The sequence below is a fragment of the Caulobacter sp. GW821-FHT11E10 genome, assembly GCF_058808375.1.
In genome coordinates this window covers 211,404-221,016 of the sequence record NZ_JBXARP010000002.1, presented here as the reverse complement: position 1 = coordinate 221,016, position 9,613 = coordinate 211,404, and the positions used below count along the sequence as shown (strand labels likewise).

Here is a 9,613-nt window from a genome sequence, read left to right as displayed (position 1 = left end):
GTTCCGCTGACAGGAGAGACTCCCGATGAAAGCTTCGCCCATGGTGTGGACCGGCCGGGTCCTGACCGGCCTTTTCGCCCTCTTCATGCTGGGCGCGTCCATCGCGCCGAAGCTGCTGGGCATGCCGGTCGCCGCGGAGACTATGATCGCGCTGGGCTGGAAGCCTGACTACGTTCTGATGATCGGCCTCATGGAGCTGACGTTCCTGGCGCTGTACCTCTTTCCCCGCACGGCCTTCCTGGGCGCGGTGCTGATGACGGGACTCCTGGGCGGGGCGATGGCCACCCAGGTGCGGATCGAGAACCCGCTGTTCAGCCACGAGCTGTTCTCGCTCTATCTGGGCCTGTTCATGTGGGGCGGCCTGTGGCTGCGCGATCCGGTGCTGCGCGCCGTCTTCCCCTACCGCAAGGGCTAGCGGCGCCTATATCCGGGCGAACAGGGAGCGGAGATGCATGAAGCCGGCAGGGATTGATCACGTGGTGCTGCGGGTCCGCGACCGCGCCGTGGCCGAGGCCTTCTACATGGACGTCATCGGCTGCTCGCTCGAGCGCCGTCAGGACAGGATCGGCATGACCCAGCTGCGGGCCGGCTCGTCCCTGATCGACCTGGTCGAGATCGATGGCCTCCTGGGCCGCCAGGGCGGCGCCGCGCCGGGCGTCGAGGGGCGAAACCTCGATCACTTCTGCCTGGCCATCGCCGATTTCGACGTCGCGACGGTCAAGGCCGAGCTGGTCGCCAAGGGCGTCGCGCTGGGCGAGGAAGGCGAACGACATGGCGCCTCGGGCCTCTCGACCTCGATCTATCTGAAGGATCCGGACGGCAACGGGCTGGAGCTGCGCGGCTAGGTCAAAAGTCGCATTTGCCGCCCCTGGTCGGCTCTCGGCATGGCGTACGACCGCGCGAGCGCCTAAAACGTGGCCGCGAGGGTCTTCGCATTTCAGCGTTCTGTCGGCTTCGCCTTGACGAAACGGCAAAAAAACGCTCAAACGCCCGGCCTTTGTCGCTCCGCCGTTGCGCGGGGTGGCCAGATTGACCAGTCCTTGGAGAAAAAACATGCGCGTCTATTATGATCGCGACGCCGACCTCGCCCGCATCTTGGACAAGAAGATCGCGATCGTAGGCTATGGTTCGCAGGGTCACGCGCACGCTCTTAACCTTCGGGACTCGGGCATCAAGAACGTAGCCGTGGCGCTGCGCGCCGGTTCGCCGACCGCCAAGAAGGCCGAAGGCGAAGGCCTGAAGGTCATGACCGTCGCCGAGGCCGCCGCCTGGGCCGACCTGATCATGATCCTGGCGCCCGACGAGCATCAGGCCGCGATCTACAAGAACGAGATCGCCCCCAACATCCGTGACGGCGCCGCCCTGCTGTTCGCCCACGGCCTGAACGTCCACTTCGGCCTGATCGAGCCGAAGGACACCATCGACGTCCTGATGGTCGCGCCGAAGGGCCCGGGTCACACCGTGCGCGGCGAGTACCAGAAGGGCGGCGGCGTGCCCTGCCTGATCGCGATCCATCACAACGCCACGGGCAACGCCCACGACCTCGGCCTGGCCTATGCCTCGGCCATCGGCGGCGGTCGCTCGGGCATCATCGAGACCAACTTCCGCGAAGAGTGCGAGACCGACCTGTTCGGCGAACAGGCCGTCCTGTGCGGCGGCACCGTCGAGCTGGTTCGCGCCGGCTTCGAAGTGCTGGTGGAAGCCGGCTACGCGCCGGAAATGGCCTATTTCGAGTGCCTGCACGAGCTGAAGCTGATCGTCGACCTCATGTACGAAGGCGGCATCGCCAACATGAACTACTCGATCTCGAACACGGCCGAGTACGGTGAGTACGTCACCGGTCCGCGCATCATCACGCCGGAAACCAAGGCCGAGATGAAGCGCGTGCTGGAAGATATCCAGTCGGGCAAGTTCGTGCGTGACTTCATGCTGGAGAACCAAGTGGGCCAGCCCAGCTTCAAGGCGACCCGTCGCCGCGCGGCCGAGCACCAGATCGAGGAAGTCGGCGGTCGCCTGCGCGACATGATGCCGTGGATCGCCAAGAACAAGCTTGTCGACCAAGCGAAGAACTAATTCGGTTTAGTACCCCGCGTAGTAATCCCACGGAGCCCCCGGTCCCCAAAGGCCGGGGGCTTTTGCGTGCGCGGCCGATCGCTTTGGCGCTGGGGTGATAAGTGATCCTCTTTGTGGCTTGCGCGGCGCGGCGGCGCGCGGAAAAGTCTGGCCCCTGTCCCGCTTGGGGATGACGAGGGAGACTCCCCATGAAACGCCTGCTCGCCTCCATGATCGCCGGCGCCGCCTTGGTGGCCACCGCCGCGCCCGCCTTCGCCGCCGAGGTCGCCTACAAGCTGGATACGGCGCACACCGAGACGACCTTCACGATCGACCGCTTCGGCTTCACCTCGATCCTGGGCATCTTCGCCAAGTCGGAAGGCACGATCTTCCTGGACGAGGCCGCGCCCGACAAATCGCGCGTCGAGGCCACCGTGACGGTTGACAGCGTCTTTTCTGGGGACGCGACCCGCGACCAGCACATCAAAGGCGAGCGCTGGCTCAACGCGGTCAAGAACCCGACCATGACCTTCAAGTCGACCAAGGTCGAAAAGACCGGCGACATGACCGCCAAGGTCACGGGCGACATGACGATCATGGGCGTGACCCAGCCGGTCACTCTGGACGTCAAGCTCAACAAGATGGGCTCGGCCCCGAACAACCAGAAGAAACAGGCCGGCTTCACCATCACCGGCCAAGTCAGCCGCAAGGCCTTCGGCAGCGCCAGCGCGGCCGGCATCATCGGCGACGCGGTGAACATCCGCATCGAGACCCTGGCGGTGGCGCAATAGCCGCCTAGCCCAGCACGAACACCGGCCCCCAGGCCACCTGGTAGCGGTGCTCGCCTGAAGACAGGTGGGGGCGCAGCTGCCAGGCGCCGGGGCGCAGGACGGTGGGCGGACGGCCCTCCAGATACGTCGAGACCAGCGCCTCGCCGCCGGGCTCGGACACCGAGAACTGGCGGATCGACGGCGCGGCGTTTGACAGGGCGCGGGCGATTTCGTCGACCCCGGCCACGCGCAGCGGCGCTGGGCCGGCCAGGCGCGCGGCGACCTCGGCATAGGCCCCGACCGCGATGACGCGCGGGCCCTGGCGCAGGACGCCGTAACCGACATGGGTGAAGCCCGGGGCCAGCAGGTTGGCGCGGTGGCCGGGGCTGGTGCGCCACTGATCCATGATCTGCTCGGGTCGCACCGCGCCCGAGGCGTTGCGGCGCATGGCGATGTTCTCGCCCGGCGCGCCGACCAGGTCGCGGGCCAGCAGGCCGACGCGGCCGGCGGGGGAGTAGCCTTCGCGCGTGATGTGCTCGAAGACACCGGTGACGGCCATGTCGGCGGCGTGGGCGCGGGCGGCCAGGGTCAGGCCCCGGTCGAAGGCCAGCTCGGGCGGCCCCTGGCGACGCCGGAAGACGTTGTTGAGGTCCAGAAGCGTCTCCTCGAAGTCCGGATCGAAGTCGCCCTCGGGCGGATCGGCGAGCAGGCCGCGCAGCCGGCGCTCATAGCCGATCCACGGCTGGGGAGGCGCGGCCAGGACGGGCGGCGCGGCCAAGGCGAGGCCGCCGGCCAGGAGGGTTCTTCGCGCGATCGGCGTCATTCCGTCTCCATCAAGTCATTGACAGCGAGCCTTCCGGACCAGACCTAAGACGCCATGCGTCCTGTCCGTTCCCTATGGCTCACCGGCCCCGAGGCCTGGCTCCCCGACATCGAAATCCAGGGGGCTCGCCAGAGAGCCCTGTGCCTGGAGGCCGGCTTCGAGGTGCTGACCCCCGCTCGCATGCCGCATGGCGAAGGCGGCGACGAGCTGGAAGCGCGGCAGTTCTACGCCGCCCGCATGGCGCAATTGCGCCAGGCCGACGCGGCTGTCGTCAACCTGACCCCGTTTCGCGGCCCTTCGGCCGACACGGCGTCGGTGTTCGAGGCCGGCGTGCTGGCGGGCCTCGGCAAGCCGACCTTCGCCTATCTGAACGTCACCAGCGAGATGCAGGCCGAGTACGTGGCGCGGGTCGACACCATCCTGGGCGCGACCCTGGACGAGAACCGCATCTGGCGCGACGGCGACGGTTGCGTGATCGAGGACCACGGCCTGCCCGAGACGGTGATGCTGTGGGCCGAGATGCGGCGGCTGTTCGTGATCGTCACCCACGATCCGCTGCGCGACCTGACGGGCCTGGAGCTGTGCCTGGAGGCCCTGGCGCTCTATGCCGAATAGGCCGCGACGGCATCGGCCGGTTCCGGCTGCAGGACGCGGGCGATCGCCAGGCTGAGCGCCTGGACGTCGATCGGTTTGGAGACATGGTCGTCCATGCCCGCCGCCGCGTATTCGGCCACCTGGTGCTGGAAGGCGTTGGCGGTCAGGGCGATGATCGGCGTGGGAATAAGCCCGCTCTTGGCCTCGGCGGTGCGGATCTCGCGCGTGGCCTCGATGCCGTCCATGTCGGGCATGTGGATGTCCATCAGGATCACGTCGAAATCGGTGCGCCGCCAGGTCTCGACCGCCTCGACCCCTGTCGAGACCAGGGTCAGGTCGGCGCCCAGGGCGTCCATGATCGCGCGCAGCACGGTCTGGTTGGTCGGATTGTCCTCGGCAGCCAGCACCCGCAGGTTCCGGTCCATGACCACAGGGGTGGCCGAGGCCGGATCATCGCCGGTGGCGCGAGCCTCGACGACAGGCAGGGCCAAGGTGACATGGAATGCCGAGCCGACACCGGGCGTGCTGTCGGCCCAGGCCTCGCCGCCCATCTGGCGGGCCAGTTCGCGACAGATCGCCAGCCCGAGGCCCGTGCCGCCGAACTTGCGAGTCGTGGAAGCGTCGACCTGCGAGAAGCGCTGGAACAGCCGCGCCATGCTTTCGGGCTCGATGCCGATTCCGCTGTCCAGAACGCTGACCCTCAGGCCTTCGCGGCCGTCGGGGCCCAGGCCTTCGGCGTGGATGTCGACCCCGCCGTCCAGGGTGAACTTCAGCGCGTTAGCGACGTAGTTGCTGACGATCTGGCGCAGGCGAGCCGGGTCGCCGCGACGCAAGCCGCCCGCGAACGGCGAGATGTGCAGGTTCAGATGGACGCCCTTGCGCGCGGCCACGGCCGAGAAGCTGGCGACGACGCCTTCGAGTACGGTGTCGACGTTGAACTCGACCTCGTCGATCTCCAGCATGCCCGCCTCGATCTTCGAGAAGTCGAGCACGTCGTTGATCACGTGCAGCAGGTCCTGGCCCGACATCAGGATGACATCCAGCTTGGCGCGTTGTTCGGGACCAAGGTCGCTGTCCGCCATCAGTTGGGCCATGGTCAGCACGCCGTTGAGCGGCGTGCGCAGCTCGTGGCTCATATGGGCCAGGAACTCGCCCTTGGCGTGGTTGGCGGCGTCGGCGCGGGCGCGTTCCTCCTCCAGGCGCACGCTTTCGCTCTCGGCCAGGCGCAGGCGCAGGGCGTTGTCCTTGAAGACCTGAACCGCGCGGGCCATGTCGCCGATTTCGTCGGCGCGATCGAGGTCGGTCAGCGGCGTGTCCAGCTCGCCGACGGCGAGGGCGCCCATGGCGTCCGAAAGATTGTCCAGCGGCCGGGCGATGCGACGCATCAGGGCCGCCAGGAGGGCCACGATCAGGACGGTCGCGACGATGGCCACGCCGGCCACCCCCGCCGCCGCCGACCAAGCCGCCGCCTCGACCGAGGCCGTGTCGTAGACGATGACCATCTGGCCGAGAGGCCGGGCCTGGTCGTTCTCCTCGTGTAGAAGCGGCACGACGGAGACCAGATAGCGATCCTGCCGCAGATGCCGGTCGGTTGGCTTGCCGCCAGCTTCGCTCAGCGCCTTCATGGCGACCGTCCGAAGGGCGTTGTCGCCCGACTCCAGCAGGGTCTTGCGCTGCGGATCCAGGATCAGCACCAGCCGGGCGTCCTGGTCGTCCAGGATCGGCGCGAGCGCGGCCTTGACCGCGGTGTCGTCCAGCATCCAGACGCCGGCGGTGACGTTCTCACGCGAGAGACTGGCCGATAGCTCGACCTTGCGCTGGAACATCTCCGAGGCGCCCGAGGCCCGCGACCAGGCGGTGACCCCGGCCATGACCAGAAAGCTCAGCACGACCAGGATCAGGCTGGGGGCCAACACCTGGAACAGGATCGAGCGCCCCCGCGCCCGCTGGATCAGGGTCGCGCTCATGGACGCCACCAGTAGCGCTCGGGAATCGCGCGGGTCTCGGCCGAGAGGAAGGGGTTGTCCATCTCGATGATGCGGCGATGGCGCAGGTCGGCCTGGGCCAGGGAGCGGCGAATGTTCGGGTCGCTGTTGAACAGCCGGTCGTAGGAGCCGTCGGCGAAGGCGCGCTCCAGCCCGCGATAGAGATCACCGCGCAGGACGGTGTTGTTCTTGGCCACGTAGAAGAAGCTCGTGAAGCGATAGTGCAGGGCCAGCCGCTTCTCGACCGCCAGCCCGGGAAGTTCGGCGCCGCGCTTCTCAAGCTCGCCGTGAGCTTCCAGCACGCCGCGGGGATAGGCGTCGCCGCGACCGGCCAGGGTCATGGCGAAGAGGCGTTCGTAGACGCCTGTCCAGACGGTGACCCCGGCGTTGCGCAGGATCGCCACGTCGGGCCAGCCCTTGCCTTGCAGCGTCGAGATCCGGCTGAGATCCCTCCGATCGCGGATGGCGTCGAACTCGCCCTGGCGCGCGCCGTCGATCAGGAAGATGCGATAGCCCAGAAGGCCGCGATCGATCGGTATACGGACGGGCGCCAGGTGCGCGTCGGCATGGGCGCTGGTCCCCAGCATGGCCAGGTCCATGTGGTCACCGGCGCTGATCGCCTCGATGGCGCGCGGTTCGGTGACGCGGCCCAGGGGGGAGGGGCGCAGTTCGTAGCGCACGCCGCTCTTCTCGAGAGTCAGCTGCAAGACCTTGAATCCGAAGGTGCTTTCGGTCGCGAGTCCATTGCCTTGATTATAGTAGAGGACACGCGGAGGCGGCTGCGGCGCGCGCGCTTGCGCCGCCGGCGCGAACGCCAACAGGGCGACAGTCGCCGCCAAGGCGCGCCAAGCGGAACGCCGCCACATCCAGGTTTCCTCCCAAGCAACTGACCGTCCAAAGACAGAGTCGCGGCTTAATCCTGGATGAAAATGGGACCGGTCACCCTGCGTCGTGTTGGCGCATCGACGCTCAACGAACCGCGATATTCATCACCAGGGAAGGTCCGCCTCGCCGCGCAGAATCGCTTCGGCCTCGGCGGAGTGCTTTCCGCCTTCGCGCTCGTGCAGGACCAGCGCCGGCAGGAGCACCAGCGGCGCCTTGCCGGTCTTGATCGCCCGCACGATCACCCGCTTGGCGGGGGAGTCGGCGAAGGGGGCGATCGGACGGATCCGGAACGACCCGGCCTTGGGCGCCAAATGCGCCAGGATGTCGGCCAGGCGGTCGGCGCGGTGGATGATCGTGATCGTCCCGCCCTCGCGCACGGCCTTGAGGCAGAAGCTGGTCCAGGCGGTCAGGCCTCCATCGGCCATCCAGGCCCCGCTCTTGGCGGGCGCGGGCGCGCGGAGGGCGTTGGCGTCGTCGAAGAACGGCGGATTGGTCATCACCGCATCGAACACCGGCAGGTCGAGGGCGCGGAACCCGGCCTCGACGTCGCCCTCGGCCACGGCGACCCGGTCGGAGAGGCCATTCAGCGTCGCGTTCTCGGCGGCCAGGGCGGCGGCGGCGGGATCACGCTCCACGCCCTGGAAGGTCACGTCCGGTCGGCGAGTCGCCGCCGCCAGCAGGGCGCCGCCCACGCCGCAGCCCGGTTCCAGCACGCGTTGGCCGGGGAGGGCGTCGCACGCGGCCGCCAGCAGGGCGGCGTCCATGCCGGCCCTGTAGCCGTCGGGCCGCTGGCGCAGCCGCACGCGGCCGCCCAAAACCCGATCCTCCGTCACCCGCTGCTCTTCCAATGCTTTCTAGGCCTTGTGCTCGCCTTGACCGTGACCTATCCTGCCACCATTGTCCCTCGCAACGGTTCATCCGGGGGACGCCTCGCGAGGAGTTATGGTTTTGGACGCAGCCGCAGCGACCCTCCCCCGTAAGTCGGGCTCGGTGGATCGTCTCGTGCGCCTCGCCGAGGCCGACACGGCGGGGGTCAACAGTCTGATCACCGACCGCATGCAGAGCGATGTGCCGATCATCCCGGCGCTGGCCGAGCACCTGATCGCCGCGGGGGGCAAGCGCCTGCGTCCGCTGCTGACCGTGGCCGCCGCGCGGCTGGCCGGTTCGGACAATGACCACTGCCTGAAGCTGGCCGCCGCCGTCGAGTTCATCCACACCGCCACCCTGCTGCATGACGACGTTGTCGACGGCAGCCAGCTGCGCCGCGGCAAGGTCGCCGCGCATCTAATCTGGGGCGCGGCCCAGAGCGTGCTGGTCGGCGACTTCCTCTTCGCCCGCGCCTTCGAACTGATGGTCGAGACCAACTCGATGAAGGCGCTGGAGATCCTGGCCCGCGCCAGCCGCGTCATCGCCGAAGGCGAGGTGCTGCAGCTGATGCGCAGCCACGATCTGAACCTGTCGCAGGCGATCTATCTCGAAATCATTCAGGCCAAGACGGCCGAGCTGTTCGCGGCGGCGTCCGAAGCCGGCGCGGTCTCGGCCGGGGTCGACGCCGGCAAGGCTCAGGCCCTTCGCGACTACGGCCTGAACCTGGGCCTGGCCTTCCAACTGGCCGACGACGCCCTCGACTACGGCGGCGCCACCGAGACCCTGGGCAAGAACGCCGGCGACGACTTCCGGGAAGGCAAGGCGACCTTGCCGCTGCTGCTGGCCATCGCCCGCTCCGGCCCCCGCGAGGCCGAGTTCTGGGAGCGCGCCATCGGCCGCCGCGAACAGACCGAGGCCGACTTCCGTCGCGCCCGCGAGCTGATCATCGGCTCTGGCGCCCTGGACGCCACGCTCGACCTGGCCGCCGACTATGCCGACAAGGCCAAGGCGGCGCTCATGGTGTTCCCGGCCAATGACTGGCGCGAGGCGCTGGACGATCTGGCGGACTTCGCGGTCAGCCGTCGCGCCTGATGAGCGCCGAAAACCCCGCCGGCGATCCTAACCTTCGTCCCCACAAGGGCGGCGAGGCGGCTGGCAAGGTGATCGGGGGCGGCGTCGGAGTTCTGCTGGGCTTCGTCCTGATCGTGCTGATGCTGGGACCGGTGCTGTGGGCGCCGCTGTGGGCGGGCCTGCGCGCCGCTCGCCTGTTCGTCGGTCCCTGGCAGCCTTGGGCGGCGGGCGGCGCCGCGGCCCTCGTCGCCCTGTTCGTGCAGTTCCTGTTGCTGGTACAGTCGGCGCCGCTGCTGCGCTATCCGATCGTCGCCCTGCTGTCCCTGGCCTGGGTGGGCGGCCTGTGGCTGGAGTTCACCTCGCCGCCGCACGACTGGGTCACGACCGCGCCAACCCTCCACATGCCGGGAACCTGGGGCTGGGTGCTGATCGGCGTCGGGACCGTGCTCTATGCCGGAATCTATCTCCTGTCGCTCAGCCGCTTCGGCAAGGGACGCTGGGCTCGGCGCTGGCAGCTGATCAAATAGCCGGGTGAATTCGGCGTAACGGTCTTCACAGCGGGGCAG

General features: G+C 68.4%; 11 protein-coding genes. 7 read left to right on the top strand and 4 right to left on the bottom strand.

Annotated features, from left to right (window positions below; genetic code table 11):
- Positions 1 to 25: 25 nt before the first annotated feature.
- The 4 genes from AC1RRV_RS04195 to AC1RRV_RS04180 all read left to right on the top strand — a co-directional run bounded on the left by AC1RRV_RS04195 (position 26) and on the right by AC1RRV_RS04180 (position 2,843).
- Positions 26 to 415, top strand: coding sequence for a DoxX family protein (locus tag AC1RRV_RS04195; RefSeq protein WP_492858325.1), 390 nt, complete (start codon positions 26 to 28; stop codon positions 413 to 415).
- 37 nt (positions 416 to 452) lie between these two features.
- Positions 453 to 845: a VOC family protein gene (locus AC1RRV_RS04190; RefSeq protein WP_492858324.1), complete on the top strand. Its 393-nt coding sequence runs from the start codon at positions 453 to 455 to the stop codon at positions 843 to 845.
- Positions 846 to 1,053: 208 nt separating this feature from the next.
- Positions 1,054 to 2,073, top strand: a complete 1,020-nt coding sequence (gene ilvC, locus AC1RRV_RS04185; RefSeq protein WP_492858323.1) for a ketol-acid reductoisomerase — start codon at positions 1,054 to 1,056, stop codon at positions 2,071 to 2,073.
- 188 nt (positions 2,074 to 2,261) lie between these two features.
- Positions 2,262 to 2,843: a YceI family protein gene (locus AC1RRV_RS04180; RefSeq protein WP_492858322.1), complete on the top strand. Its 582-nt coding sequence runs from the start codon at positions 2,262 to 2,264 to the stop codon at positions 2,841 to 2,843.
- A gap of 4 nt (positions 2,844 to 2,847) precedes the next feature.
- On the opposite strand, the gene AC1RRV_RS04175 is transcribed toward AC1RRV_RS04180, so the two are convergent.
- Complete coding sequence (locus AC1RRV_RS04175) at positions 2,848 to 3,645, bottom strand: CAP domain-containing protein (protein ID WP_492858321.1); 798 nt, start codon at positions 3,643 to 3,645, stop codon at positions 2,848 to 2,850.
- Between the two features lie 54 nt (positions 3,646 to 3,699).
- Between AC1RRV_RS04175 and AC1RRV_RS04170 the strand changes: the two genes are divergently transcribed.
- A complete protein-coding gene (locus AC1RRV_RS04170; protein WP_492858320.1) occupies positions 3,700 to 4,260 on the top strand; it encodes a nucleoside 2-deoxyribosyltransferase in 561 nt (186 codons plus the stop codon).
- Here AC1RRV_RS04170 and AC1RRV_RS04165 read toward each other — a convergent pair.
- The 3 genes from AC1RRV_RS04165 to AC1RRV_RS04155 all read right to left on the bottom strand — a co-directional run bounded on the left by AC1RRV_RS04165 (position 4,248) and on the right by AC1RRV_RS04155 (position 7,873).
- A complete protein-coding gene (locus AC1RRV_RS04165; RefSeq protein ID WP_492858319.1) occupies positions 4,248 to 6,206 on the bottom strand; it encodes an ATP-binding protein in 1,959 nt (652 codons plus the stop codon). The two genes, AC1RRV_RS04170 and AC1RRV_RS04165, sit on opposite strands and share 13 nt — an antisense overlap.
- Complete coding sequence (locus AC1RRV_RS04160) at positions 6,203 to 6,931, bottom strand: hypothetical protein (protein WP_492858318.1); 729 nt, start codon at positions 6,929 to 6,931, stop codon at positions 6,203 to 6,205. The genes AC1RRV_RS04165 and AC1RRV_RS04160 overlap by 4 nt, the downstream gene beginning before the upstream one ends.
- Before the next feature lie 282 nt (positions 6,932 to 7,213).
- Complete coding sequence (locus AC1RRV_RS04155) at positions 7,214 to 7,873, bottom strand: tRNA1(Val) (adenine(37)-N6)-methyltransferase (RefSeq protein WP_492858651.1); 660 nt, start codon at positions 7,871 to 7,873, stop codon at positions 7,214 to 7,216.
- A 184-nt stretch (positions 7,874 to 8,057) separates the two neighbouring features.
- Here AC1RRV_RS04155 and AC1RRV_RS04150 point away from each other — a divergent pair, with 184 nt between their 5' ends.
- Both AC1RRV_RS04150 and AC1RRV_RS04145 read left to right on the top strand, forming a co-directional pair.
- Positions 8,058 to 9,068 (top strand): polyprenyl synthetase family protein, encoded by a 1,011-nt coding sequence (locus AC1RRV_RS04150; protein ID WP_492858317.1) that lies wholly within the window; start codon positions 8,058 to 8,060, stop codon positions 9,066 to 9,068.
- Positions 9,068 to 9,574 (top strand): hypothetical protein, encoded by a 507-nt coding sequence (locus AC1RRV_RS04145; protein WP_492858316.1) that lies wholly within the window; start codon positions 9,068 to 9,070, stop codon positions 9,572 to 9,574. The genes AC1RRV_RS04150 and AC1RRV_RS04145 overlap by 1 nt, the downstream gene beginning before the upstream one ends.
- Positions 9,575 to 9,613: the final 39 nt, after the last annotated feature.

Excerpts from the sequence above, each read along its gene's own strand:
- AC1RRV_RS04195 (WP_492858325.1), top strand. The coding sequence starts at position 26 with ATGAAAGCTTCGCCCATGGTGTGGACCGGCCGGGTCCTGACCGGCCTT.
- AC1RRV_RS04190 (WP_492858324.1), top strand. The coding sequence starts at position 453 with ATGAAGCCGGCAGGGATTGATCACGTGGTGCTGCGGGTCCGCGACCGC.
- ilvC (WP_492858323.1), top strand. The coding sequence starts at position 1,054 with ATGCGCGTCTATTATGATCGCGACGCCGACCTCGCCCGCATCTTGGAC.
- AC1RRV_RS04180 (WP_492858322.1), top strand. The coding sequence starts at position 2,262 with ATGAAACGCCTGCTCGCCTCCATGATCGCCGGCGCCGCCTTGGTGGCC.
- AC1RRV_RS04175 (WP_492858321.1), bottom strand. The coding sequence starts at position 3,645 with ATGACGCCGATCGCGCGAAGAACCCTCCTGGCCGGCGGCCTCGCCTTG.
- AC1RRV_RS04170 (WP_492858320.1), top strand. The coding sequence starts at position 3,700 with ATGCGTCCTGTCCGTTCCCTATGGCTCACCGGCCCCGAGGCCTGGCTC.
- AC1RRV_RS04165 (WP_492858319.1), bottom strand. The coding sequence starts at position 6,206 with ATGAGCGCGACCCTGATCCAGCGGGCGCGGGGGCGCTCGATCCTGTTC.
- AC1RRV_RS04155 (WP_492858651.1), bottom strand. The coding sequence starts at position 7,873 with ATGGACGCCGCCCTGCTGGCGGCCGCGTGCGACGCCCTCCCCGGCCAA.
- AC1RRV_RS04145 (WP_492858316.1), top strand. The coding sequence starts at position 9,068 with ATGAGCGCCGAAAACCCCGCCGGCGATCCTAACCTTCGTCCCCACAAG.